Origin of the sequence: Allobosea sp. LjRoot9 (genome assembly GCF_964252745.1) — a bacterium.
GTDB lineage: Bacteria > Pseudomonadota > Alphaproteobacteria > Rhizobiales > Beijerinckiaceae > Allobosea.
In genome coordinates, this window is record NZ_CAXUPC020000005.1 from 181,378 (window position 1) to 205,950 (window position 24,573).

General features: G+C 66.4%; 27 protein-coding genes. 11 read left to right on the forward strand and 16 right to left on the reverse strand.

All coding sequences use genetic code 11. The annotated features are described in order from the left end of the window. Positions 1 to 18 precede the first annotated feature (18 nt). Positions 19 to 1,326: a diguanylate cyclase gene (locus tag ACSQ3P_RS20590; protein WP_436167350.1), complete on the forward strand. Its 1,308-nt coding sequence runs from the start codon at positions 19 to 21 to the stop codon at positions 1,324 to 1,326. Here the strand turns inward: ACSQ3P_RS20590 and ACSQ3P_RS20595 are convergent, their stop codons facing one another. The 3 genes from ACSQ3P_RS20595 to ychF form a co-directional block, all read right to left on the reverse strand. Next, entirely contained in the window at positions 1,327 to 2,337 is a 1,011-nt protein-coding gene (locus ACSQ3P_RS20595; RefSeq protein ID WP_436167351.1) for a MaoC family dehydratase, read from the reverse strand. Between the two features lie 118 nt (positions 2,338 to 2,455). Then, on the reverse strand, positions 2,456 to 2,629 hold the full coding sequence (locus ACSQ3P_RS20600) for a hypothetical protein (RefSeq protein ID WP_436167352.1): 174 nt from the start codon (positions 2,627 to 2,629) through the stop codon (positions 2,456 to 2,458). A gap of 123 nt (positions 2,630 to 2,752) precedes the next feature. Further along, positions 2,753 to 3,850, reverse strand: a complete 1,098-nt coding sequence (gene ychF, locus ACSQ3P_RS20605) for a redox-regulated ATPase YchF (protein WP_436167353.1) — start codon at positions 3,848 to 3,850, stop codon at positions 2,753 to 2,755. Positions 3,851 to 4,175: 325 nt separating this feature from the next. On the opposite strand from ychF, the gene ACSQ3P_RS20610 reads away from it, so the two are divergent. Further along, on the forward strand, positions 4,176 to 4,781 hold the full coding sequence (locus tag ACSQ3P_RS20610; protein ID WP_436167354.1) for a DUF5666 domain-containing protein: 606 nt from the start codon (positions 4,176 to 4,178) through the stop codon (positions 4,779 to 4,781). A gap of 25 nt (positions 4,782 to 4,806) precedes the next feature. Here ACSQ3P_RS20610 and pth read toward each other — a convergent pair whose 3' ends face one another. The 7 genes from pth to ACSQ3P_RS20645 form a co-directional block, all read right to left on the reverse strand. Further along, positions 4,807 to 5,421: an aminoacyl-tRNA hydrolase gene (gene pth, locus ACSQ3P_RS20615; protein ID WP_436167355.1), complete on the reverse strand. Its 615-nt coding sequence runs from the start codon at positions 5,419 to 5,421 to the stop codon at positions 4,807 to 4,809. A 118-nt stretch (positions 5,422 to 5,539) separates the two neighbouring features. Further along, positions 5,540 to 6,160 carry a 50S ribosomal protein L25/general stress protein Ctc gene (locus tag ACSQ3P_RS20620; RefSeq protein WP_436167356.1) on the reverse strand — a complete coding sequence of 207 codons (621 nt, stop codon included), beginning with the start codon at positions 6,158 to 6,160 and terminating at the stop codon, positions 5,540 to 5,542. 151 nt (positions 6,161 to 6,311) lie between these two features. Then, the gene (locus ACSQ3P_RS20625) at positions 6,312 to 8,168 is read right to left on the reverse strand and encodes a putative bifunctional diguanylate cyclase/phosphodiesterase (protein ID WP_436167357.1); all 1,857 of its coding nucleotides are present in this window, start codon (positions 8,166 to 8,168) and stop codon (positions 6,312 to 6,314) included. A 105-nt stretch (positions 8,169 to 8,273) separates the two neighbouring features. Continuing rightward, positions 8,274 to 8,837, reverse strand: a complete 564-nt coding sequence (locus ACSQ3P_RS20630) for a VUT family protein (RefSeq protein ID WP_436167358.1) — start codon at positions 8,835 to 8,837, stop codon at positions 8,274 to 8,276. Further along, a complete protein-coding gene (queC, locus tag ACSQ3P_RS20635) occupies positions 8,827 to 9,573 on the reverse strand; it encodes a 7-cyano-7-deazaguanine synthase QueC (RefSeq protein WP_436167359.1) in 747 nt (248 codons plus the stop codon). Before queC ends, ACSQ3P_RS20630 begins: the two co-directional genes overlap by 11 nt. Before the next feature lie 16 nt (positions 9,574 to 9,589). Next, a complete protein-coding gene (locus ACSQ3P_RS20640) occupies positions 9,590 to 10,534 on the reverse strand; it encodes a ribose-phosphate pyrophosphokinase (RefSeq protein WP_310148126.1) in 945 nt (314 codons plus the stop codon). 279 nt (positions 10,535 to 10,813) lie between these two features. Further along, positions 10,814 to 11,374, reverse strand: a complete 561-nt coding sequence (locus ACSQ3P_RS20645; RefSeq protein ID WP_436167360.1) for a hypothetical protein — start codon at positions 11,372 to 11,374, stop codon at positions 10,814 to 10,816. Between the two features lie 337 nt (positions 11,375 to 11,711). On the opposite strand from ACSQ3P_RS20645, the gene ACSQ3P_RS20650 reads away from it, so the two are divergent. The 7 genes from ACSQ3P_RS20650 (at position 11,712) to ACSQ3P_RS20680 (ending at position 17,591) form a co-directional block, all read left to right on the forward strand. Then, positions 11,712 to 11,981, forward strand: a complete 270-nt coding sequence (locus ACSQ3P_RS20650) for an accessory factor UbiK family protein (RefSeq protein WP_436167361.1) — start codon at positions 11,712 to 11,714, stop codon at positions 11,979 to 11,981. A 360-nt stretch (positions 11,982 to 12,341) separates the two neighbouring features. Then, positions 12,342 to 12,848 (forward strand): YbjN domain-containing protein, encoded by a 507-nt coding sequence (locus ACSQ3P_RS20655; RefSeq protein ID WP_436167362.1) that lies wholly within the window; start codon positions 12,342 to 12,344, stop codon positions 12,846 to 12,848. A gap of 122 nt (positions 12,849 to 12,970) precedes the next feature. Further along, positions 12,971 to 13,792 carry a pyrroline-5-carboxylate reductase gene (gene proC / locus ACSQ3P_RS20660; RefSeq protein WP_436167363.1) on the forward strand — a complete coding sequence of 274 codons (822 nt, stop codon included), beginning with the start codon at positions 12,971 to 12,973 and terminating at the stop codon, positions 13,790 to 13,792. A 66-nt stretch (positions 13,793 to 13,858) separates the two neighbouring features. Next, complete coding sequence (locus ACSQ3P_RS20665; RefSeq protein ID WP_436167364.1) at positions 13,859 to 14,602, forward strand: TetR/AcrR family transcriptional regulator; 744 nt, start codon at positions 13,859 to 13,861, stop codon at positions 14,600 to 14,602. A 104-nt stretch (positions 14,603 to 14,706) separates the two neighbouring features. Continuing rightward, on the forward strand, positions 14,707 to 16,671 hold the full coding sequence (locus tag ACSQ3P_RS20670; protein ID WP_436167365.1) for a methyl-accepting chemotaxis protein: 1,965 nt from the start codon (positions 14,707 to 14,709) through the stop codon (positions 16,669 to 16,671). 2 nt (positions 16,672 to 16,673) lie between these two features. Continuing rightward, positions 16,674 to 17,027, forward strand: coding sequence for a tRNA-binding protein (locus tag ACSQ3P_RS20675; RefSeq protein ID WP_436167518.1), 354 nt, complete (start codon positions 16,674 to 16,676; stop codon positions 17,025 to 17,027). A 30-nt stretch (positions 17,028 to 17,057) separates the two neighbouring features. Then, entirely contained in the window at positions 17,058 to 17,591 is a 534-nt protein-coding gene (locus ACSQ3P_RS20680; RefSeq protein WP_436167366.1) for a GNAT family N-acetyltransferase, read from the forward strand. 62 nt (positions 17,592 to 17,653) lie between these two features. Here the strand turns inward: ACSQ3P_RS20680 and ACSQ3P_RS20685 are convergent, their stop codons facing one another. Then, positions 17,654 to 18,565 carry a pyridoxamine 5'-phosphate oxidase family protein gene (locus ACSQ3P_RS20685; protein WP_436167367.1) on the reverse strand — a complete coding sequence of 304 codons (912 nt, stop codon included), beginning with the start codon at positions 18,563 to 18,565 and terminating at the stop codon, positions 17,654 to 17,656. A 5-nt stretch (positions 18,566 to 18,570) separates the two neighbouring features. Beyond that, complete coding sequence (locus tag ACSQ3P_RS20690) at positions 18,571 to 19,194, reverse strand: glutathione S-transferase (RefSeq protein WP_436167368.1); 624 nt, start codon at positions 19,192 to 19,194, stop codon at positions 18,571 to 18,573. 117 nt (positions 19,195 to 19,311) lie between these two features. On the opposite strand from ACSQ3P_RS20690, the gene ACSQ3P_RS20695 reads away from it, so the two are divergent. After that, positions 19,312 to 20,220 (forward strand): LysR family transcriptional regulator, encoded by a 909-nt coding sequence (locus ACSQ3P_RS20695; protein WP_436167369.1) that lies wholly within the window; start codon positions 19,312 to 19,314, stop codon positions 20,218 to 20,220. 21 nt (positions 20,221 to 20,241) lie between these two features. Here ACSQ3P_RS20695 and ACSQ3P_RS20700 read toward each other — a convergent pair whose 3' ends face one another. Both ACSQ3P_RS20700 and ACSQ3P_RS20705 read right to left on the reverse strand, forming a co-directional pair. After that, positions 20,242 to 20,934: an alpha/beta hydrolase gene (locus ACSQ3P_RS20700; protein WP_436167370.1), complete on the reverse strand. Its 693-nt coding sequence runs from the start codon at positions 20,932 to 20,934 to the stop codon at positions 20,242 to 20,244. 86 nt (positions 20,935 to 21,020) lie between these two features. Further along, positions 21,021 to 21,944 (reverse strand): transcriptional regulator GcvA, encoded by a 924-nt coding sequence (locus ACSQ3P_RS20705; protein ID WP_436167371.1) that lies wholly within the window; start codon positions 21,942 to 21,944, stop codon positions 21,021 to 21,023. 105 nt (positions 21,945 to 22,049) lie between these two features. Between ACSQ3P_RS20705 and ACSQ3P_RS20710 the strand changes: the two genes are divergently transcribed. Further along, positions 22,050 to 22,274, forward strand: coding sequence for a DUF1127 domain-containing protein (locus tag ACSQ3P_RS20710; protein WP_436167372.1), 225 nt, complete (start codon positions 22,050 to 22,052; stop codon positions 22,272 to 22,274). 110 nt (positions 22,275 to 22,384) lie between these two features. Here the strand turns inward: ACSQ3P_RS20710 and ACSQ3P_RS20715 are convergent, their stop codons facing one another. Next, positions 22,385 to 23,719: an ATP-binding protein gene (locus ACSQ3P_RS20715; protein WP_436167519.1), complete on the reverse strand. Its 1,335-nt coding sequence runs from the start codon at positions 23,717 to 23,719 to the stop codon at positions 22,385 to 22,387. Between the two features lie 119 nt (positions 23,720 to 23,838). Then, a complete protein-coding gene (locus tag ACSQ3P_RS20720; protein WP_092167267.1) occupies positions 23,839 to 24,567 on the reverse strand; it encodes a response regulator in 729 nt (242 codons plus the stop codon). Positions 24,568 to 24,573 lie beyond the last annotated feature (6 nt).

Here is a 24,573-nt window from a genome sequence, read left to right on the forward strand (position 1 = left end):
TTCGCCGAATGTCGAGGCATGAAGCTCTCGCCTTACCTGCTCGACTCGCTCGACATGCTCGGCACCGGTGCTTGCGAATACGATGCGGGCATGAAGGCCTTGGGCTGGAACAAGACCTTCCTGCAATTCTTCCCCGAGGACGATGGCGAGATTTTCGTCGGGGAAACCTATCGCGACAATCTCCGGCGGTTTTATAGCGGCCGCCTGTCGCCGGAAGAGATGCCGGAGATCGAGCGCTACATCGCGGAGGGCGTCGCTCGCCACGAGAACCAGACGCAGCCGTTCGAGTTCAAGCATCATGGCCGTCGCCTCCGCGCCTCTTCGCTGCGTGCGTCCGATGGCGGCCGCGTGCGCTTGTGGCAGTGGCTGGACAATGAGCGCCATGCCGGCAGCTCGCCGGCATTCGCGCTGCCGATCATCGACGCGCTGCCCTTCATTCCCGACGGCGCCACGATTCTGGACGCGTCGGATCGCATCATCGCGGCGAATGATGCCTTCGCCCGGCTCTACGATTTGCCCCGCGGCCACACCGTCGTCGGCCGTACGCTGGACGAGATCATCGCCTCGTGCTGGCGCGATGCCTCGCCGGCCGGCGCCTGGCGCGCCGCCATCCGCAACGGCCTGCGCTACGATGGCGCGCCTTTCGAGATCGAATTGCCGGGGCAGCGCTGGCTCAGGGTGATCGCGCGGCACAGCGCTGACGGCGTCGGCTTCTTCACCCATGCCGACATCACTTCTGCAAAACGCCAGCAGATGGAGCTGCTAGAGGCGCAGGAGGCCCTGCGCCAGGCCAATGCGGCGCTTGCGGAGCTCGCCGAGACGGACGTGCTGACTGGCCTTGCCAACCGCCGCCGCTTCGTGACCGGCCTTGCAGAGGCCGTTGCGCTGGCGCAGCCGCTTGCGCTGATGATGATCGATGTCGATCATTTCAAGACGATCAACGACCGCTTCGGCCATCTGGTGGGCGATGCCTGCCTCAAGGCGATCGCCGATGTCGTGGCCAGGCAAGTCTCGTCGGCCTCGGCGCTCGTCGCGCGGATCGGAGGCGAGGAGTTCGGCATCCTGTTCGGTGGCATGCGGATCGAGGCGGCCTATCAGATCGCTGCCGCCATCCGCACCGCCCTGGCGCGGGCGCCATGGCGGGCGTTGCACCCGAATCTGGCTGATGTAACCGTGTCGATCGGACTTTGCGCCGATGAAGGCCCGCTGGATGGTACGCGCCTCCATGCCTGCGCCGACGAGGCCCTCTATGCGGCCAAGCGCAACGGCCGCGATCGCATCGAAATCCTGAATCTGCCGCAGATGCCGCTGCAGATTGCGGGCTGATCAGGAGCGGCGCTCCACGAAGGCGCAGCCGTCAAAGCTGAAGACCTCTTCGCCATGCTGGTTGACCCCGGTGTTGTGGTGGAAGAACAGGCCCCATTGCGGGCGCGAGGCGCTGGCGCGCTTATCGGTCACCGCCGAGTGATAGGTGATGCGGTCGCCGACGAAGACCGGCTTCGACCAGCGCAGATTGTTGAAGCCGGGCGAGGGGCCAAGGCGCGGCGCTGTCTCGGGGAGGCTGGCTGCGACCTGGCGCTTGCGATGGGCGACCATCGCCGCCATCCAGACCGAGCCGGTATGCCAGCCCGACGCGGCCAGGCGCCCGAAGGAGCTCTTGGCGGCTGCCTCCGCGTCCATGTGGAAGGGCTGCGGATCGAAGGAGCGGGCGAAGGTGATGATCTCCTCGGCCGTGAACAGGAAGCTGCCGAGTTCGTGGCTGCTGCCGATCTCCAGCTCCTCGAAGAAGCGCGCCGACTCGATCTCCCCACGAGGCTCTTCGAGTGGGCTCTCGACGGCCGGGCGGACATAAAGCGGGGGATGCGCCAGCCAGTCGCCGGGATAGAAGGTGATGGCGGAGCCGCGGCGACCGAACATGATCCAGTTGGTTTGTTCGAGGACGGGCTCGTCGCGCTGGTTCAGGAGCTCGAAGCGGAAGCGCACCAGCCCCATCTCCGGCCGTGAGCGCGAAGCCTTGCTTTCGAGCACGGTGCGGCGCGCGCTCAATCTATCGCCCGGCTTGACCGGCCGCAGCCATTTGACCTCTTCGATGCCAGGCGCGCCCATCGCGGTCGAGTCGAGCAGGACGTTTTCCGCGATCAGCCGCATCAAGAGCGAACAGCTGTGCCAGCCCGAGGCTATCAGGGTTCCGACGAAGCTCTGCCTGGCGGCAATCGGGTCGGTGTGGAAGTCCTGCGCGTCATAGCGTGAGGCATAGGCGATGATGTCGGATTGCGAGATGCTGATACTGCCGGCCTGCGCCGTCTCGCCCGCAATGAAATCTTCGAAGCAGATCATGAAGCGCGACCCTCGGCTTGCAATGCGCCGAGGGTGTATCACGCCGAAACGGGGGTGGAAGGCCTGTCCGTGCAAAAGCCGCGTGCAGGCTGCGCTTGCCCGTCACAGATCCTGCCGGTCACAGATGCCGCGGCTGATGCTTCGTATCGGTTTCGTCGTCTCTGCGCCCGGTGACAAGCCAGATGATCAGGCCGAATGCCACGCCCAGGCCAAGAACCAATTCGTTGGAGGCTATTGCCAGGATACCGGCAAAGCCGCTCGCTGTTTCGAACACGGTCTCGAGAGTGTCCATTGGAACCTCCCTTGCTGCGTCCATGGAATATCGGCCCGACGAAGAGGCAATTCAACTTACAGTTTCGTCATCTTTCATGAGCAAGACGCATAGCTGCCCCGCCCGGCAGTCCGGAAAGCCGGTTCAGTTGGCGAAACGGAAATGCAGCACGTCGCCGTCGGCGACGACATATTCCTTGCCTTCGAGCCGGAACTTGCCGGCCTCGCGTGCTCCGGCTTCGCCCTTGTTGGCGATGTAGTCGGGATAGGCGATCGTCTCGGCGCGAATGTAGCCCTTCTCGAAATCGCTATGGATCACGCCGGCGGCCGCTGGCCCCTTGGTGCCCTTTTCGATCGTCCAGGCGCGGGCTTCCTTCGGACCGACGGTGAAATAGGTCACGAGGTCGAGCAGGGTGTAGCCGGCGCGGATGACGCGGTTGAGGCCAGGTTCCTCCAGGCCCACCGCCTCCAGATAGTCCTTCTGGTCGGCTGCCGGCAGGACGGCGATCTCACTCTCGATCTTGGCGGAGACGACGACGGCGACTGCGCCTTCCTCGGCTGCGCGCGCCTTCACTGCTTCAGAGAAGGCGTTGCCCTTGTCGGCGCTGGCTTCCTCGACATTGCAGACATAGAGCACGGGCTTCGACGACAGCAGGCCGAGCGTCTCGAAGGTCTTGCGCTCGTCGGCGGCGACCTGCACCAATCGTGCAGGCTTGCCCTCGCGCAGCAGCACGAGGCAGCGATTCATCAGATCGGCCAGTTCCTTGGCCTCCTTGTCGCCGGTCTTGGCCTTCTTTTCCAGCGGCAGCACGCGCTTCTCGAGGCTTTCGAGATCGGCGAGCATCAATTCGGTCTCGATGATCTCGATGTCGTTGATCGGAGCGACCTTGCCCTCGACATGGGTGATGTCGCCGTCCTCGAAGCAGCGCACGACATGGGCGACGGCGTCGCATTCGCGGATATTGGCGAGGAACTGGTTGCCGAGCCCTTCGCCCTTCGAGGCGCCGCGCACGAGGCCGGCGATGTCGACGAAGGTCAGCCGAGTCGGGATGATCTCCTTCGAGCCGGCAATGGCGGCGAGCTGCTCAAGCCGATCGTCGGGCACGGCCACGTCGCCGACATTGGGCTCGATCGTGCAGAAGGGATAGTTCGCGGCTTGTGCCGCCGCCGTCTGCGTCAGCGCGTTGAACAAGGTCGACTTGCCGACATTCGGCAGGCCGACGATACCGCATTTGAAACCCATGATGGCTGGTCCGTTGCGTCGCCGCCCAAAATCGCGGTCGCGCTGATGTTCTCGTGAATGGTTCGCGTCTTATTGCGGGTGAGGCGCGATAAACACAAGATGCCGCGCTGCGATAGGCTGGAGCAATTTCCGATCCAGTTGGATCGTTCAACAACTCCAGCGCTTTGTTTTAATGCGTTTTCTTCACGCGAACCGGTGTCCACTTCGCTCGAAAACGCTCTCAGCTGATAGGCTCACGCGAACGTGCATGGCGACGATGGCGGGGGCATGCACGACATAGGGTAGGGCGCGGCGGCATGCCGGGCCGCATTCGGAGACCTCTGTCATGCGCCGTGTTCCCGTCAGCCTGCTTGCCGCCGGCCTCATCTTCGTATCCAGCCTGGTGCAGGCCCAGGCGCCGACCACGCGCGTCCGGGGTACGGTTGAACGGGTCGAGGCTTCGGCCTTGAGCCTCAAGACCCCGGCAGGGGATGCCGTGACGGTTGCCCTGGCACCGGGCTATGCGGTCGGCGGCGTGGTCAAGGCCTCCGTCGCCGACATCAAGAAAGGCGGCTTCATCGGCGTCGGCGCGCGGCCGCAGGCGGACGGGTCGCTGCTCGCCGTGCAGGTCTTCATCTTTCCCGAGGCGATGCGCGGCACCGGCGAGGGCCACAGACCCTGGAGCGTCCTGCCCGAATCGACCATGACCAATGCGACGGTGGCGGAGACGGTGACCCGCGTCGACGGTGCCAATATCGTGCTGAGCTATCCCGGCGGCGAGCAGAAGGTGACGATCACCGCCGACGCCAACATCATCATGGCGGCGCCGGCGCAGGCCTCGGATCTGGCGGCTGGGGCTCAGGTGGCGCTGACGGCGAACCGGCAACCGGATGGAAGCCTGGTCGCCAGCCGCATCACGATCGCCAAGGCAGGCGCGCAATTGCCGCTGTGACGGGCTGAGGCTTCGACCCCTCGATCTATTCGGGGGTCTTCTCGCCGAGCCGCTTCACTGACGCATGGCCGCGTGCGTCCATGAAGAGGTGGACCTTGTTCTGGAAGCCGGCATCGTCATGGGCGGCGAGCAAGGTCGCGTTGTCGGCGCAGGCGATGCAAAGATCCTCGACCCAGGTCTGCTCGGCCTTGCCGAAATCGTTCAGCACGTAGGCGTGGACGAGCTCCTTGAGGCCGGGATGGCCGATGCCCATCCGGACGCGGCGATACTCGTTGCCGATCGCGGCCGTGGTCGAGCGCAGGCCGTTATGGCCGGCATTGCCGCCGCCGAGCTTCATGCGCAGCTTGGCGGGAGCGAGGTCGAGCTCGTCATGGAAGACGATGACGTCCTCAGGTGCGACCTTGAAGAAGCGTGCCGCCTCGCCGATGGCGCGGCCGGATTCGTTCATATAGGTCTGCGGCTTGAGCAGGATGACCTTCTCGGAGCCGATCGTCGCCTCGCAGGCCTCGGCCTGGAAGCGCGCGCGCCAAGGCGATGCGCGATGGGCGCGCGCGATCGTCTCTACCGCCATGAAGCCGATATTGTGGCGGTTGCGGGCATAGCGGGTGCCTGGATTGCCGAGACCGGCGAAGATCAGCATGGGGCATTTCCAGCGTCAGAGCGTGATGCCGAGCCGAAGGCGACGTGATCGGGGGCGTCGAACGCAAAACGGCCGGGCAAGCCCGGCCGCCATGCATGCCTCACGGCAAGGGATGGACTCAGGCCGTCGGCTTGGCGGCGGCTTCCGCCGGCTCGGCCGCAACGACTTCGCTATCGACCGACGGCGGCACGATCGAGACCAGCGTCAGGTTCTCGCGCGAGGTCAGCGAAACGCCAGCCGGCAGCTTGAGGGCGTCGACATGGATGGAATCGCCGATATTGAGCCCAGCCACCGAGATCTCGAGGAATTCGGGGATGCTCTCGGGAGAGACGTCGATCTCGACGGCGTGCTCGACGAGCTGCATCGCGCCGCCAGCCTTGAGGCCGGGGCAGGCGTCCTGGCCGACGACGTGGACCGGCACTTCGACCTTGATGGTCTGGCCCGCCGCGACGCGGAGGAAATCGACATGGATCGGGAAATCCTTGACCGGGTCGAGCTGGTAGTCGCGCGGGATGACGCGCGTCTTCTTGCCGTCGACGCTGACTTCGAACAGCGTGGTCAGGAAATGTCCGGCATAGATCAAGAGGCGGGTCTTGTTGGCGTCGAGAGCGATGGCTTCGGGAGCAGCGCCCCCACCATAGATCACGGCAGGTGTAAGGCCTTGACGACGAACTGCACGGGCGGCCCCCTTGCCGACCTGTGCGCGCGCCGAAGCCTCGATTTGCTTCACGGCGGTCATGATTTTAGTCCTTGCTTCAAATGACAAGGCCGCCAGTCGGCGGCCTCTTTCGGTTCGCGCCCGTGCCTCCAAGGGTGTCAGTCGGGCGCTGGCAGCGCTCATAAGCGAATTGGCCGGCAATCTCAAGTCCGTTGACGGGAGATCGGCGCGCTCAGGCGGCGGAGGCCGTGACGGCGGCGGGCTGCTGTGTCTGCGCCCGGGGTTTCTCGCCGAGATGCTGCAGCAGTTCGGTGACGATGCCAGCAGGAACCGCGCGCGAGTAGAGATAGCCTTGGCCAAGGCGGCAGCCGATCACCTGCAATCGCTCGCACTGCCCTTGCGTTTCGATCCCCTCGGCGATGACCTTCATGCCGAGGCGGTTGGCGATCCCGACCAGCGCCTCGACGATCACGCTGCTCCTGGCGCCGCTTTCGATGCCGCCGACGAAGGAGCGGTCGATCTTGATGATGTCGACCGGGAAATCCAGCAGATGCGTCAGCGAAGCGAAGCCGGTGCCGAAATCGTCCAGCGCCACGAGAGTGCCCCGTTCGCGCAGCGCTGCCATGGTGCGGGCGACGCTGTCCTTGCGGTCTCCCATGAACACCTGCTCCGTAATCTCGACGACGAGATGTTCCAGCGGGAGATGGAAGCGCTCGAAGGTCTTGCTGATGCGCTGGACGAGATCGCCCTTCTGGAAGTCTGCGGAGGTGACGTTCAGGCCGACATGCTGGACGTGGATGCCGGCCCGCTTCCAGGCGGCCATGTCGGCCGCGACGGCGGCCAGCATCTGCCCGGAGATCCGGTAGGCGATCTTGGGGTCGAGCATGGCCTCGTGGAATTCGCTGGCCGCGACGATCCTGCCATCGTCGAGGCGCATCCGGGCCAGAGCCTCGACGCCGACGATCTCGCTGGTGTCGAGACGGATGATCGGCTGGTAGTAGGGGACGATGCGTCCTTCGGTCAGGGCGTCCGCAACGCTGCGGATCGTCTGGATGCGCCGCGTCATCGAGGTGCGCAGGCCGTCCCTGAAGTGGACATAACCGCCGCGCCGCGTCTCCTTGGCATGGTAGAGCGCGAAATCTGCATTTTGTCGAAGGGTCGTGCTGTCCGTGCCGTCCTCGCCAGCGAGGACTCCACCGATGGTGACGCTCGGGATGATGCTGTGCCCGTCATGCTCGAATGGTGTGAGCATGGCGGCGAGAATGCCACAGGCCACCGAGCGCAGCTGCGTCGTCTGGGAGCAACCGGGCAGCAGCACGGCGAACTCGTCGCCTCCGATCCGGCAGGCCATGCCGTTGACGGCGACCCGCGCGAGCCGCGCGCCCACCGTCTCGATCAGCGCGTCGCCGACGGCATGGCCCATGGTGTCGTTGATCGTCTTGAGGTGATCGATGTCGATCAGCATCAGGCCGAAAGCCAGGGGCGACGCGGCGGTCATGCGGGCGATGGCGTCATTGAAATGGACGCGGTTCGGCAGGCCGGTCAGCGTGTCGTAATAAGCGAGCCTGTGATTGCGGGAGCTGACCTCCTCATGCTCAATCGCGATCGCGCAGAGATGCAGGCAGGTCGTTACGATCTGGCGCTCGAGATCGTCAGGGCCGCGTCGCTGCATGTAATAGAAGGCGAAGCTGCCGATCACGCGGCCGTCCCGCGCCGTGATCGGGCTCGACCAGCAGGCGCGCAGCCCGAGCGGCAAGGCCAGTGTCTTGTAGTCGGCCCAGAGCGGGTCGTTCTCGATGTCCGTGACTTCGACCGCTTCACCGCGATGGATCGCCGTGCCACACGAGCCGACCGTCGGACCGATCGGTGTTCCGGTGATCGCGGTCGAATAGTCCTGCGGCAGGCTCGGGGCGGCCAGCGTTTTGAGCCTGTATTCGGCGTCCGCCGCGATCACGGTGCAGATCACGCCGGGTGCGATCACTTCGACCTGCCGGCAGAGGCTATCCATGATCGCGGCGAGCGGTTCGCCGCGTGCAATCGCCTCAAGGGTCTCGTTCTGCAAGGACTGAAGGCGTTCGACCGAATCCATCACCCGCATCGCGGTACTCGTTTCCCATGAGCAAGCGACTATGAGATCGAGGCGTGAAACCCGGGTTGCGGCGTTGTGTCGAATTGTCTGCTTCGAGGAACGGCTTCAGGCCGGCATCAGCCCCAGCCGCTCATCGCGGCGGCGCAGCAGATGCATCAATGGCAGTGCGAACAGCACCATCCAGGCTTTGCCGATGATCTGGCCGGCGACGAAATCCAAGCTGCCGAAGGCGAGCCAGAGGAAGACGATGCTGTCGACGATGAGGCCGACAATGCTCGATGCGACGACGGCCGTGACGAAGCGGCGGCGCTGAAGCGGCGTATAGACCGCGAAATCCGCCAGCTCGGAGAGGAGGAAGGCGGCGACCGAGGCGAGGACGATGGCGGACGGGGCGAGGAAGGCCGAGATCGCGGCGCCGACGGCGATCGCGCCAAGGCCGGCCACGGGGCCGAGCCGGCGCTGGACGATGTCGCGAAGCACGAGCGCGAGGCCGATCATCAGCACGCCACTCGGCGCGGCGATGCCGGGCGCGACCGGCACGAGGCAGGGGCCATTGGGCACGCAGACCGTGCCGACATTGCCGATCAGCCAATTCGCGGCGGGGATGGTGAGGGCGAAGAGGGCGAGGGCAACGAGGCCCTCGGTGCGGCGCTGCTGGTCAAGTATCATGGCTTGGTCCGGTGTCGTCTGGAGAAATCAGATAGGCAGAGTAGCCGTTGGCGCGCAATTCGCAGGCCGGGCAATGGCCGCAGCCATGGCCCCAGGCATGGCGCGTCGCCCGGTCGCCGAGATAGCAGCTATGGCTGTCCTCGACCACCAGATCGAGCAAGGGCTGTCCGCCGAGCGCCTTGGCCAGAGCGAAAGTCTGCGCCTTGTCGCGCCACATCAATGGCGTGTGCAGCACGAGCCTGCGGTCGAGTCCGAGGCCGAGCGCGACCTGCATCGCCTTGATCGTGTCGTCGCGGCAGTCGGGATAGCCGGAATAGTCGGTCTCGCAGACGCCGAGCACGATGTGCCTGCAATCGCGGCGATAGGCCAGCGCTGCGGCGAAGGAGAGGAAGATCAGGTTGCGGCCCGGCACGAAGGTGGTGGGAAGCCCGGTCTCAGCGAAGGCGATCTCGGTCTCGCGCGTCAGCGCCGTGTCGGAGATCGCGCCCAGCGCCTTGAGGTCGACGAGATGATCGGGGCCGAGCCGTTCCGCATGGAGCGTGGACAGGGCGGGCAGCTTGTCGCGAATGGTCTGCCGGCATTCCAGCTCGACGCGATGGCGCTGGCCATAGTCGAAGCCGACGGTCTCGACGCTGGCGAAGCGCTCCAGCGCCCAGGCGAGAGCGACGGTCGAATCCTGGCCACCGGAGAACAGCACGAGTGCCCGGCTTTCACTGGCTGAGGCCGCTGTCGCCATCAAACCGCCCCTTGCCTCAGTCGAACAGGCTGGAGACGCTCGATTCACTTGCCGTGCGCTCGATCGCCTCGCCCATCAGCGAAGCGATCGAGATGACGCGGATATTGCGCGCCACCTTCACGGCCTCGGTCGGCAGGATGGAATCGGTGATCACCAGTTCCTTGAGCTTGGAGTTGGCGATGCGCGCCACCGCGCCGCCCGAGAGCACGCCATGGGTGATGTAGGCGTAGACTTCCTTCGCGCCCTGGTCGAGCAGCGCTTCGGCGGCGTTGCAGAGCGTGCCGCCGGAATCGACGATGTCGTCGAGCAGGATGCAGGAGCGTCCCTCGACCGAGCCGATGATGTTCATCACCTCGGATTCACCGGGGCGGTCGCGGCGCTTGTCGACGATGGCCAGTGGCGCGTCGATGCGCTTGGCGAGGGCACGGGCCCGGACCACGCCGCCGACATCGGGCGAGACCACCATCGCGTTCTTCCAGTCGAGCCGCTCCTTGATGTCGCGCGACATCAGGGGGGCGCCGAACAGGTTGTCGGTCGGGATGTCGAAGAAGCCCTGAATCTGGCCGGCGTGAAGATCGAGCGTCAGCACGCGGTCGACACCGGCATGGGTGATCAGGTTGGCGACGAGCTTGGCCGAGATCGGCGTGCGGCCGGAGGCGCGGCGGTCCTGCCGCGCATAGCCGAAATAGGGGATCACCGCCGTGATGCGCCTGGCCGAGGAGCGGCGCAGCGCGTCGGTGATGATCAACAACTCCATCAGATGGTCGTTGGTTGGGAACGAGGTCGACTGGATGATGAAGACATCCTGGCCGCGCACATTCTCCTGGATCTCGACGAAGACCTCCATGTCGGCGAAGCGCCTGACGGAGGCCTTGGCGAGCGGAATGCCGAGATGCGCGCAGATCGCCTCCGCGAGCGGCCGGTTGGAATTGCCGGCGACGACTTTGATCGAAGAGGGCATGCCGGGGCGCACCGTTTGAGACTTGGCTGGGCTGGGCCAGCACGAAGCTGGCTCATTTCGCAGGGCTCATAACAGCGAGATGACAGCGAGTCGACCGCTGCACTGCAACAGAAGCGTGTAAAACCGCCTATCCTTGGGCGCCTCATCGCGATTGCGCCGTGCCAGGGGCGCCCGGGCCCCTGTCCGAGGCGCGGTCGCAGCTCGACCTTCAGCGCGATGTCAGGGGCCAGCTGGCTGAGGCGGAAGGCGTCAAATCAGCCCCATAGCCCCTAACAACCCCTAGAGCTTTTTATTGCCGGTTGCCGAAGCGGTCTTGGCTCCCGCCGCGGTCTTGCCCTTGGTCTTGTCGCTGGGATTCAGCGCTTCCACGGCGGGCGCCGTCACCAGGAAGCTCGCGATCGCATCCATCGATTCGGAGGCCGCTTTGGCGACGATGGTCTGGTCGAGGCCAGCCCAGGGATCGGTGCCGCTGCCGCGCCTGCCGAGGCTCTCGCCCTGGACGCGCTGGGCGCGCTTCTTGCCCGCATCATAAACGTCCCAGACGAAGGCGAGCGAGGTCTGGCCGTCCTCTGTCGGCTGCGCCGTGAGGTAGCCGCGCACCCGGAAGCGGGCGGGCTTGTCGCCGGGCACGATCTCCATGCTGCGCTCGGCCGCCGCTTCGCCGAGCAGGCCGGCAAAGCGCGTCGTCACCGAATCGGGCGCGCCGGTAATGCTCTGAACCGAGACAGGCACGCCGGGCGCATCGACCCGCTGCCGTGCCGCTGTCGTGGTTTCCTGGCAGCCCGCGAGTGCAAGCGCTACCACCGGCCCCAGGACGAGGCCGCTCAAACGTTGGATCATGACGCCTCCGCTCGGTTGGTTCGAGCTTGGATTGCTGTACCCTGCGCCGCAGGTTGTAAGCTCAACGGATGGCGAGGTCCAGTTCGGGGAGATTCAGGGCCTCAGTGCGGTTTTCGCGTGCGAAACAGACCCGCCCCAGGCGTATCGCCGGTCCGGTCGTCGAATCGATCGGAGTCTCGTGAGACGGCCCCGGGGCGGGCTGATCTCGTCGTTGAGCGCTCGGGCGGATGCGGCACGGCAGTCGGCACGGGGCGCTGCGCGAAAGATTGCGGGTTTTGCCCTTGTCACCCATATGTGGGCGAGCGCGGGCTGACGAGGCCCCTTTTCGGAGAGCCCCATGGTTACCACCAGCAACCGCTTCCTCGACGACATCGCCCGTCTCGCCACGGATGCCGCCGGCGCGGCCCAGGGCGTGCGCCGCGAGGTCGAGACCGTCGTGAAGACGCAGATCGAGCGCCTGCTGCGCGACATGGATGTCGTCACCCGCGAGGAGTTCGAGGCCGTGCGCGAGATGGCGCTGCTGGCGCGCGAGGAAAATGACAAGCTGGCGCAGCGCCTCGCTGTGCTGGAAGGCAAGAAGGCCAAAAGTCCTGAAGCCAAGTCCTGAGGCCAGCTCCCCGAAACCAGGCTCCGAGATCTCGCCTTGAGCGTTTCGCGCCCTGCGTGCCCTTAGGTTGCGCCATCCACAACCATGTGCTGTGGACAGGGGCTGCCGGGTCTTGAGCCGCACCCCCGAATCCGGGGAGCGTCACGCCGTGTTGGGAGCGTCACAGCGCCTGCGCTATCGTCGAGGAAGAGAGTTGATTCGACGGTCGATCCCGCGCCTCGGGATCTGCCGCCGGAAACGGGGCGCAGACCAGCGCGCTCTGGCAGTCGGGTTGTGTCCGTTGCGCTTTCCAGTCGCCGTGTTCCCGTTCTCGAACGTGTCGGACCGCTTGTGCGGATGTCGACAGTTGGACCTTAGGGCATGATGGATCTTGACCTGGACGCTGAAATCGACCGGCCTTCCAACCCCCTCGACCTGATCGAACGCTTAGCCGCTCTCAACAACTGGACCTTCGACCGAGACAGCGACGACGAACTCTCCGTCGCGGTCACGGGCGGCTGGTCCGATTATCATGTCGCCATTACCTGGCTCGCCGAGGTCGAGGCGATCCATATCGCCTGCGCCTTCGACCTGAAGGTGCCCGATCGCCGCCGGGCCGAGGTGCTGCAGCTCGTCAGCCTCGTCAACGAGCAGCTCTGGCTCGGCCATTTCGACCTCTGGAGCTCGGAAAACGTGGTGATGTATCGCCACGCCCTCCTGCTCTCGGGTGGAGCGGAGCCGACCGACGAGCAGGCCGCTGCGCTGATCAAGGCGGCGATCGAAGCCTGCGAGCGCTACTTCCAGGCCTTCCAATTCGTGGTCTGGGCGGGAAAGACGGCCAAGGAAGGCCTCGAAGGCGCGATGTTGGAGACGGTCGGCGAAGCCTGAGCTTTCGGTTTTCGTCATGCCCGGGCTTGACCCGGGCATCTCATGACGAGAAGGCTTCCTGAAGAGAGATGCTTGGGTCAAGCCCGAGCATGACGCCCGTTGCCGCCTTGCGAGAGACCGCCATGTCCAATCCCTTGCCGCAAACCCTCGTCCTCATCGGTGCGGGCAAGATGGGGGGGGCGATGCTGGAGGGCTGGCTGCGCATCGGCATGAATCCGGCCGGCATCAGCCTGATCGATCCCAAACCCTCCGACGAGATGGTGGCGCTCGCGACCGAGAAGGGCATGGTGCTCAACCCCGCGCCCGGCGCCATCGCCCCAGCCGAGGTCGTGGTGCTGGCGACCAAACCGCAGATGCTCGACACGGCGGCCCCCGCCGTTCAGGCGTTCATCCATCCCAAGACGCTGCTGATCTCGATCCTCGCCGGCAAGACGCTGGGCGATCTCGCCGCGCGCCTGCCGAACGCGACCGCGCTGATCCGCGCCATGCCGAACCTGCCGGCGTCAGTGCAGCGCGGCGTCACGGCGGCGGCTCCCGGACCCGGCGTCAGCGCGGCGCAGCGGGCGACGGCCGACGCGCTGCTCGGCAGCATCGGCAAGGTCGAGTGGCTCGACAATGAGAACCTGATCGATGCTGTGACAGCCGTCTCCGGTTCCGGGCCGGCCTATGTCTTCCATCTCGTCGAATGCCTGGCGGCGGCGGGCGCGGCGGCGGGCTTGCCGCCCGAGATCGCCGAGAGGCTGGCGCGCGCCACGATCGAGGGGGCGGGCGAGATGCTGTTCCAGTCGTCGCTTTCGCCTGCGACCCTGCGCCAGAACGTGACCTCGCCGGGCGGGACCACGGCCGCGGCCCTCGAGGTCCTGATGGCCGATGACGGGCTCAAGCCCCTGATGGGCCGGGCGGTGGCTGCCGCTAAACGTCGCGCCGAGGAGCTTTCGGGCTGATCGGCCTTTCAACGGTCGCGATCGGGGCCTAGTTTTATCCGATCGCGTCGCGAGAGGAGATCTCCTATGGCCCGCAAACCCGTTTCCCCGACATCCGAAACCGCCGCGCCGCCAAGCGATCCGCGCAAGCGGGCGATCGAGGCGCTGATGCGCCTGGCCGCCAATCGCGCCTGGAGCGAGATCGAGCTCGGCGACATCGCCGCGGAGGCTGGCCTGTCGCTCTCCAGCCTGCGCGGCCTCTTTCCCTCGAAGCTCGCCATGCTCGGCGGGCTGACGCGCCTCGTTGACGACGCCGTGCTGGCGGGCTCTTCCGACGATCTCGCGGGCGAGCCCATCCGCGAGCGGCTCTTCGACCTCGTGATGCGCCGGCTCGATGCGCTCGCACCCTATAAGGCGGGTCTGCGCCGGATCATGCCTGTCATCCGGCGCGATCCGCTGACGCTTGCCGCGCTCAATCGTGGCGCGGTGAATTCCTGGCGCTACATGCTCGCCTCGGCCGGTATCCCGACCGAAGATGCGCTTGGCGGCCTGCGTGTGCAGGGCGCGGTGCTGTTGATGGCGCGCGTCGGCGAGACCTGGCTCGGCGATGACGAGCCCGAGCTTTCGCGCACGATGGCTCGACTGGATCGCGAATTGAAGACGGCCGGCGCGATCATGGCGCGCATCGAGGACGTTCACAGGCTCACCTCGCCGCTGCGCGGGCTGGCGCGGGCGCTGTGTTCGGGCAAGCGGCCGCATATCCGCCGCCGGGAACGCAGTGACGAGCGCCCGCGCGGCGGCGATGCCGAGGACTACGTGCCGGCGATCTGAGGCCTGCCAGAAACATGGCGAAAACGAGGCATCGTTAAGCGACCCTTAGCCATTTCACGCAAATGTGGGGAATCTCACTTTGCGCGGGGGGCGCGGTGTCGCCGATGAAGAAACTTGCCACGTTGTCGATCGGCCGCTCCTTCGGGCTGGTCGCGATCCTCGCATCCATCATCGCCATCGGAAGTGTGAGCTTCACGCTGTTCGAGGCGCGCAAGGAGATGATCGAGCTCAAGCGCGCGGAGATGAAGAATGCGGTCGAGGCCGCGGCCTCCACGGTCAACAGCTATCTCGCGCGTGCCGAGAAAGGCGAGCTGAAGGAGGCCGATGCCAAGAAGATGGCGATCGACGCGATCTCCAGCGCCCGCTTCGACAATGGCAACTACTATTTCGTGATCAACTTCGACAACATCAGCGTCTCGCACGCCAACAAGAAGATCGAGACGACGGACATGTCGCCGCTCAAGGATTCGACCGGCAGGTTCTTCGTCAAGGACATGGTCGAAATGGCCAAGACGAAGGGCGCCGGCTTCATCGACTATGGCTGGACGAAGCCGGGCGACAAGGAACCTTCGCTCAAGATCTCCTATGTCATCGCCGTGCCGAAATGGCAGTGGGCGATCGGCTCCGGTCTGCATGTCCACGATGTCGATGCCGCGTTCAATAGCGTAATCGGCGATGTCGCCAAGGTGCTGGTGCCGCTGGGTCTCGTCATGCTCGGCGTCGTGATCTTTCTCAGCCGCCGCGCCTCCGGCATGCTTGCCTCGATCGCGAACACGATGAACGGCCTTGCCGCAGGCGATCTGCAGACCACGATCGCGCACCAGGAGCGGTCCGACGAAGTCGGTTCGATGGCGCGCGCGCTTGTCGTATTCCGCGACGCCGGCCTCGCCAAAGCCGAGATGGAGGCCGACAAGATCCGGGTCGAGGCACAGGCCAATGCCGAGCGCGACACGGCCGACAGCGAGCGGCGGCATAATGAAGCCGAGCGCGCCGAGGCGTCCAGGACGCAGGAGGGCGTCGTCCAGGCGCTCGGCGCTGGCCTCGAGCGGCTCGCAGAGGGCGATCTGACCTACCGGATCAACGAGGCCTTCGGTGCCGACTACGCCAAGCTGAAGGACGATTTCAACGCTGCCATCGCCAAGCTGCAGGAGACGATGCGGCAGATCGCGACCAACACAGAAAGCATGAAGGCGGGCTCGGTCGAGATCAGCCAGGCGGCCGACGACCTCGCCGGGCGCACCGAGCAGCAGGCCTCCTCCGTCGAAGAAACCGCGACCGCGCTGGACGAATTGACCGCGACCGTGCGCCAGACCGCCGAGAGCGCTCGCCTCGCCAGCCAGGCGACGAGCCAGGTCAAGACGGAGGCCGAGCAGTCGACCTCGATCGTGCGTGACGCGGTGGCGGCCATGGGCGGCATCGAGAAATCGGCCGACGAGATCTCGCAGATCGTCGGCGTCATCGACGAGATCGCCTTCCAGACCAATCTGCTCGCGCTGAACGCCAGCGTCGAGGCGGCTCGCGCCGGCGATGCCGGCAAGGGCTTCGCCGTCGTCGCCTCCGAGGTGCGTGCGCTCGCGCAGCGCTCGGCTGAGGCGGCCAAGGAGATCAAGGGCCTGATCTCGGCCTCGAATATCGAGGTCGAGAAGGGCGTCACGCTGGTCGGGCAGACCGGCGGTGCGCTGCAGCGCATGGCCGAGGAGATCACGCGCGTGACCTCACTGGTTGCCGAGATCGCCAGCGCGGCGCAGGAACAGGCGGCCGGCCTCCAGGAGGTCAACAGCGCCGTTAACGAGATGGACCAGGGGACGCAGCAGAACGCCGCCATGGCCGAGCAATCGACCGCTGCCGCGCATTCGCTCTCGCAGGAAGCCGACAGGCTCGGCGGGCTCGTGGCGCGCTTCCAACTCGGCGGCGATATCGGCGGGCTCAAGGCCATGGCCAAGACGATGCAGGCGGTGGTAGCTGCAACGCCGCGCGCGGCTGCGCCCAGGCCTGCGCGGACCGCGAGCGCCGCTGCAGTGGCGACTGGGTCGAAACGCGACCATGACAAGGCTTGGGAGGAATTTTGAGCATCTCTTCGGAATCCGCCGCCACGATCGGCTTCGACGATTTCCTCAAGGTCGACATCCGCGTCGGCACGATCGTCGAGGCCGCGCCCTATCCCGAGGCGCGCAAGCCCGCGATCAAGCTCGTGATCGATTTCGGCGGCACAATTGGGCTGAAGAAGTCTTCGGCCCAGATCACCAAGCATTATCGGCCGGAGGATCTGCCCGGCAGGCAGGTCCTGGCGGTGGTGAACTTCCCGCCGCGTCAGATCGGCAAGTTCATGTCCGAGGTCCTGACGCTGGGCGTGCCGGACGCCGATGGCGAGGTCGTGCTGCTCGCCCCGACCCTGGCCGTGCCGGATGGCGGGCGGCTCTTTTGAGCCTGCCACGCGGTTCTGCTTGAACGACCCATGTCGGAGCATTCGCAGCAGCATGAGGCGGTGGCCTCTCGCCGGTCCAGCCGCCTCGTGCTGCGTATCCCGCGGCCAGACGATCTCGATTTCACGGTCGCGCTGTTCCAGCGGCCGGAGCTTGTGGCACATCGCCCGCACCCACTTCCAGACACGCCCGAGGCGAGCGCCGAGCGTCTGGCCCGCGACATCGCGCATTGGCGGCAGCATGGCTTCGGGCGTTGGGCGATCGAGCAGTCGGGAGCGCTGATCGGTTTCGGTGGCCTGACGGTGAAGCCGGGCGTCGACGGCCTCAACCTGTCCTATCATCTCGACCCCACCTCCTGGGGGCGAGGCTTCGCGTCCGAGTTCGTGGCGGAGGCTCTGGCGGTCGCGTTCGGTCCGCTGCGGGCAGGCCGCGTCATCGGTCTGGTGCGCCCAGCCAATCCGGCCTCGCGCCGCGTGCTCGAGAAATCCGGCTTCGTCTTCGAGCGCGAGATCATGCTCGACGGTGCATCGACGCAGCAACTGGCGCGGTATCCGCAGGCGGGCTGAGGCGCTCTGATTTTACATCGTGTCGTCCCGAAAACCGGCTCCCGCTTTTCGGGCGGATGGCTCTAAGCCCAGACGCCCGTCGCAAGCGTGGTCGCGGCCGGTTCGGGCGGCGACCATTGCAGCGGCAGCGCGGCGCGGCGCCGCCAGCCGCCGGTGACATGCAGACGCCAGATCCGCTCGGCGCCGGTCAACCGTGCGACCTCGGGGCCCGACCAGACGATCTCGACACGGCCCTGAAGCTGCAGCATCGCGCCGTTTTCGAAATCGATGAAGAGCACGGAGGCGCGGGGATCGCGCAGCAGATTGCCGAGCGTGTTGAAATAGCTGTTGCCGGCGAAATCCGGCACGCTCAGCACCTCGCCATCGACGCCGACGAAGCCCGGCCTGCCGCCGCGATGCGAGATGTCGAGGCCGCCAAGCTTGCGCGTCTCGCTCGTGCTGGCGACGAAGAAGGTGTCTGAACGGCCGATCAAGTCGCGCGCCGCGTCGTCGAGCCGCCCGATCGGCTCGAACGAGCCGCCGCCGGCCGGCGCGATGGGCTGTGGCGTCCGGGCCTGGATGTATTTCGCGCAATTGCCGAAGCTCTGCGTTACCGCGACCGAGAAGCCGCCGGTGTCGCGCGCCGTGATCAGGCCGTTGGCGCGGTTGCGCCGACGCGTCGGAAATTCGAGGCCGAGCAGGCCGATCGGCCGGCCCGGCTTGAGGTGAAGGGCGGCGGGATCGTCCGAAGCGGGGAGGGCGCGGATCGAGAGCGTCGTCGGCGTCGGGCTGCGGACGAAACCGGGTTCGCCGCTCAGAACGGTTGCGATCGGGTGCCCCGCCTCGTCGCCCAGCGCAGCGAAGAGCAGCGGCAGCTGCTCGAAGAAGATGCGGTGCTGTTCCGGCATGAGGTCGCGGATGCCGGCGCCGCGCGAACCGGTTCCGGCAAGGGCCTGTGCCTCTAGCTCACCTGGGTGGAAGGGCGTGTCGTCCATGGCGTTCAACTCGCCTGGGGCAAGGGCGATGCGGGCATCGCCTTGAAGAAGGGCAGCGCCTCGATCCGGGCAATCCAGGCCCGCAAGGCGGGATAGGGCGCCAGCGATATGCCGCCTTCCGGCGCATGCGCGACATAGGAGAAGCAGGCGAGGTCGGCGAGAGTGGCGTGCTCGGCGGCAAGGAAATCGCGCCCGGTCAGGTGCTCCTCCATGAAGCCGAGCAGCTTGCTGGCGATCCGGCCGGCGCGTGCGGGGTCATCGACCACGCCGAACTGCGCGATCAGGCGGGCGCTGCCTGGCCCGTGCATGACCTCGCCGGCCGCGATCGAGAGCCAGCGCTGCACTTGCGCCGCCGCGATTGGTTCCTCCGGCAGCCATTGGCTGCCCGCGCCATAGCGCTTGGCGAGATAGATCATGATCGCGTTGCTGTCGCAGAGCGTGAGCGCGCCATCCTGCAGTACCGGGATCTGCTGCAGCGGGTTCAGCTTGCGGAAGGTGTCGCTGCGGCGGATGTCGGCGGGCGCGGAGGCAAGCTCATAGGGCAGGCCGAGCGCCAGCAGCAGCAATTCGACGCGGTGGGCATGGCCGGAGAGCGGCGTGCCGTGGAGAACGATCCGGGGCTGTGTCATTGGAATCTCGCTGAAGAACGGGAACCTCGCTGAAGAACGCCTGTAAGATGATCATTCCAGTCATCGCGGAAAATCTGCTATCCGTTGACTTCAGAATTTCATTATCCGGAACAGTCCGTGGATCGTCTCGACGAGCTCGCGATTTTCGTCGCCATCATCGATGCCGGCAGCCTTGCAGGGGCGGCGCGGCGGCTACGTCGCTCGCGTCCTGCCGTGACACGCGCGCTCGCCGGGCTCGAGGAGCGTGTCGGCGCCAGGCTGATCGCCCGCACCACCCGCCAGCTCACACCGACGGAAGCCGGGCAAGAACTGGCGGTCGCGGCGCGGCGCATGCTGGCGGATTATGCGGAGTCGCTGGGCGGCGTGGCGGCGGCGCCGGTTCGCGGCCTGTTGCGCGTGACGGCGCCGCTTGCCTTCGGGAGGAGGCATGTGACGCCGCTGGTTGCTGAGTTCCTCGATCTTCATCCCGAGCTGCAGGTCGAGCTCGTGCTGGCCGACCGCAATCTCGATCTGATCGAGGAGGACCTGCATGTCGCGCTCCGGATCGGGGCGCTGCCCAATTCGCGGCTGGTCGTGCGCAAGGTCGGCGAGGTCAGGCGCGTGCTGGTGGCGTCTCCGGCCTATCTGCAGCGCCGGCCGGCGCCCAAGCGCCTTGCCGACATCGCTGGGCACGACGTCATCGCCAATGTCGGCGCCGGGGGCGATCTGATCTGGCGCTTCGGGGGAGGGGGGCGGTCCTCGCGCATCACGATCACGCCGCGCCTCATCATCAACGAGGTCGAGGCGGTGCTGATCGCAGCGCGCGCCGGGCGCGGACTAGCGCGGTTGCTCTCCTATCAGGCGGCCGACGATCTGGCTGCCGGTGTGCTCGTTCGCCTGCTGCCGGAATTCGAGCCTCCACCGTCACCGGTCCAGCTCGTGGTGCCGAGCGGCCAGCGCCTGGCGCCGAAGGTGCGCGCCTTCATCGATTTCGCGGCCGCGCGCCTGCTGCATCTGAGCGTCATCCGGCCCGAGCCCGGCCGCTGACGCCGCGACATCCGGAATGCTTCAGCGCAGCGATCCGGCAAAGCCGGTGATCGCGGAGACGACGGCGCCTTCGCGGCCGATGAAGCCGTGATAGGCTTGTGCCTGACAGGGATTGCCCGCCGAGGTGCCGCCATCGATCCAGACCGTCCTGGCGCGGTTGCCTGCCCAAGCCTGGAAAGGCGCGACCGAGTCAGCCAGCGTCACGCGGCAGCTATCCTGGCGATGATGCACGACCAGCGTCGGCGGCAGGCGCGCGGGATCGCCCAGCGTGGCGCGGACGTCGTCGAGCATCGACGAGACGAAGACGACGCCGTCGGGCCGCGACGCGAGCAGGCCTGGAACCTTGAGCGAACCCCGACTCATCGCGACGACGATGACGCGCGGTGCGATGCTGCGCATGAGGTCAATCGCCTTGCTGGGGTCGGCGTCGCCATCGACGAGGATGCTGGCGATGCCGCTGCGGGCATAGGCGCCGCGCATGCGCACGATCCAGTTGCCTTGCCGGGCGACATCGCCGCCGCTGCCGATGCCGACATAGCCGTCGCCACCTGTCAGCAGGACAAGCCCGGCCCTGGCCTTGCCGGCCGGCTTGTTGAGCAAGGCCCGGCCACTGCCGAACAGGCCGCCGCCGAGTTCGACGACCTCTTCGGCCGAAGCAGCGCAGGGCAGCGCCAGCAGCGCCGTGAGCAAGAGCATCCTCATCGTCACCGTCATCCGTTCCCCCTGTCTCCGCTCGGGAAGCCGTGGCTCGTTCGCCGGAAGCCATGATGCGACGGGGTGGGGTCGGACGCTACTGGTGATCAGCGCAGATCGGCGTGCTCGGCCGCCTCTTCGCGGATCCAGCTGCGGAACGCCGCGATTGCGGGCCGCTCGGCAAAGGCTTCCGGGCAGACCACATAATACTGGAAGGAGCTCTGCAGCTGTTGCGGAAACGGGCGGACAAGGCGCCCGGCGTCGAGATAGTCGCCGATCAGGGCGCTCGTCGCCAGGGCGATGCCCTGGCCGGAGGCCGCCGCCTGCAAGGCGAGGAAGGTGTGCGAGAAGCGCGGGCCGTGCGTCGCATCGATGTCGTCGACGCCGGCGAAGGCGAGCCATTTTGGCCAGGTGACGTAGTCCGGGATGCCCTCCGCGTGCTCGTGCAGCAAGGTGTGGTGGCGCAAATCCGAGGGCTGGCGCAGCGGGCGCGCCGGATCGTTGAGCAGTGCCGCGTTGCAGACGGGGAAGAAACTCTCCGCCATCAGCAGCTCCGAGTGCAGGCCCTGATAGCCACCGGGACCGTAGCGGACCGCCACATCGACGTCCTCGCGCGCGAAGTCGGTCAGGTGCAGCGAAACCGAGATGCGAACCTCGAGCTCGGGGTGGCGCTGCTTGAGCGAGCCGAGCCGCGGGATCAGCCAGCTCAGGGCGAAGCTCGGCATGGTGCTGACCGTCAGGACGTTCGACACATCGGGCCGCAGCGCCCGCGCCGTGGCCTCGTCGAGCTGGTCGAGCAATTGCGAGATCGAGGCGGCATAGCGCTGTCCGATGCCGGTCAGCGCGATGCCCTTGCTTGGCAGCCTGACGAAGAGAGGCCGCCGGAGCCAGGTTTCGAGCGTCTTTACCTGCTGGCCGACCGCGCTGGCGGTGACGGCGAGCTCGTCACCCGCTCGCTCATAGTTGAGGTGCCGCGCCGCGGCCTCGAAGGCGCGCAAGGAGGTGAGGGGCGGGAGTTGGCGGCGGGTCATCGTGAGGCCAAGTTATGCTTGGGCATGAGCGAAGAACTTCTCATTTGCTTGCAGGGGCCACAACCCCCAAATTTACGGGCAGGAAATCTATCACAGGAGGCCGCTATGCCGGCCATGATCGCCACAGAAAATCTTGCCTTTGCCACACACCGCAGCGCGCACGGGCTGTACGGCCTGTTCCTGCGCCTGGAGGATTGGCTCACGGCGCGGGCCAGCGCACGCGCGCTCTATCGCATGGACGATTCCGCGCTCTCGGACATCGCGCTGTCGCGCAGCGATGTGGAGCGGGTGAACGAGACGGCCCGCTGGGCGTTCTGGAAGCGCCGGTAGCAGTAGGCCGGCTTCAGCGGGACATAGAAGAATAACAGATCGTTCCGGCTGCCGCCGGGACGATCTGGCGTTTACCGACAAACGTCCGGAGATGATCTGCTGGGGCTTGGTCAGACGGGCAGCCGTACCGTCGCCCGCAATCCGCCCAGGCTCGAATCCGCCAGGATGATGTCGCCGCCATGGGCGCGGGCGATGTCGCGGGCGATGGCGAGGCCGAGCCCCGTGCCACCGCTATCGACATTGCGGGCCTCGTCCAGCCGGAAGAAGGGGCGGAAGACCTCCTCACGCTGCTCGGGCGGGATGCCAGGGCCGTCATCCTCGACCATCACGATCAGATAACGCGCGTCATGCGTCGCGCGGATGGCGATGCGGTCGCCGAAGCGGGCGGCGTTGGAGACGAGGTTGGTCAGCAGGCGGCGAAAGGCGTCGGGCCGGATTACGACGAGCGGGTCGCCGACGACCTCGAGCTCGGTCTGGTGGCCCTGCCTTTCCGCGTCGAATTTCAATTCCTCGAGCAGAGCGCGGATGTCGGTTTCGACCGCCGCTTCACCGGCGTCGCCGCGCGCGAAGGCGAGATAGTCCTCAAGCATGCGGCTCATCTCGTCGACGTCCTTCTCAAGTGCGTCGATCTCGGTGGAGCGCTCAAGAAGCGCGAGCGAGAGCTTGAAGCGGGTCAGGATGGTGCGCAGGTCGTGGCTGACGCCGTTCAGCATCGTCGTGCGCTCGCCGATGGAGCGTTCGACGCGGCGCTTCATCTCGATGAAGGCGTTGCCGGCGCGGCGGACCTCGCGCGCACCGCGCGGGCGGAACTCGGCGTCGCGGCCCTTGCCGAAGGCCTCCGCCGCATCGGCCAGCTTGAGAATCGGTCGGATCTGGTTGCGCAGGAACAGCACCGCGATCGTCAGCAGGATCAGCGAGGTGCCGAGCATCCAGAGCAGGAAGATATGGCTGTTCGAGGCATAGGCCGAGTTGCGCCGCGTCAGCACGCGCATCACGTTCTTGCCGAGCTTGATCCTGATCTCGATCAGGCTGGAGCGGCCGACCGTGTCGAGCCAGAACGGCCGCGCGACCTGCTGGCTCAGCTCGGTCGAGAGCGCGTTGTCGAGCAGCGAGAAGAAGGGCCGCGGGCCCGGTGCCGGCAGATCGGAATCGGGCAGGATATCGACATCCATGCCGAGCCTGTCGGCCGCGATACGCGACAGGATCGTGGTGTCGGCGTCCTGCGGATAGCTCTCATAGACGTCGATCAACATGGCGATGTCGGCCGAGACGGCCGAAGACAGGCGCTGCGTCACGGTCTGCCAATGCCGCTCCATGAAGACATAGGCGATGACGGATTGCAGCAATACGACCGGCGCGATGACGATGACGAGGGCGCGCGGATAGAGCCCCTTGGGCATGTAGCGGGCGATGCCGTGCAGCGGCCGGCCAGCGGCCTTCAACATCGGTTTCAGCGTGCTGTGCAGGCTGGCGCGCCAGCGCGCGCTCGCCGCCAGCGCCCGGTTCACGCCCAGCCCTGCCGCCCGGGTCAGGCGCGACCGGCGATCGGCGGGCTGCACGGGCGTCACGCGCGATCCGTCACGAGGCGATAGCCGACGCCGCGCACGGTCTGCAGATAGAGCGGATCGGCGGGGTCGCGCTCGACCTTGCGGCGCAGACGGTTCATCTGCACATCGACGGTGCGGTCATTGGCGGCACTGCCTTGGGCTGCGAGCTGTTCGCGCGGCACGACCTCGCCGGCGCGTTCGGCCAGTGCGGTCAGGATTTCGCGCTCGCGCTCGGTCAAGCGGATCATCTCCTCGCCCTTGTGGAGGTCGCCGCGCGCCAACCCGTAGACGAAGGGGCCGAAGCGGACGAAATCCGGGCGCGTCGCGGATTGCGCGGTATCGACGACGATGGTGCGCTTGAGGATGTTGCCGAGCCGCAGCAGCAATTCGCGCGGCTCGAAGGGCTTGGCGAGGTAGTCGTCGACGCCGAGTTCGAGCCCGTTGATGCGGTCCTTGCTGTCGGCGCGAGCGGTCAGCATCAGGATCGGAATGGCGGAATCGGAGCGGAAGCGCTTGGCGAAATCGAAACCGTTCTCGCCCGGCATCATGATGTCGAGCACGATGGCGTCGAAGACAAAGCTTGTCAGCCGCATATCGGCTTCCGCGGCACTGGCGGCGGTGGTGATGCGGTAACCATTGTCGCCGAGGAAGCGGCCCAGCAGATCGCGCAGGCGGCGGTCGTCATCGACCACGAGGATATGGGGTGCTTCGTCGGGGAGCGGTTGTCGCGCGCTGGCGGCGGCCATCGGCTG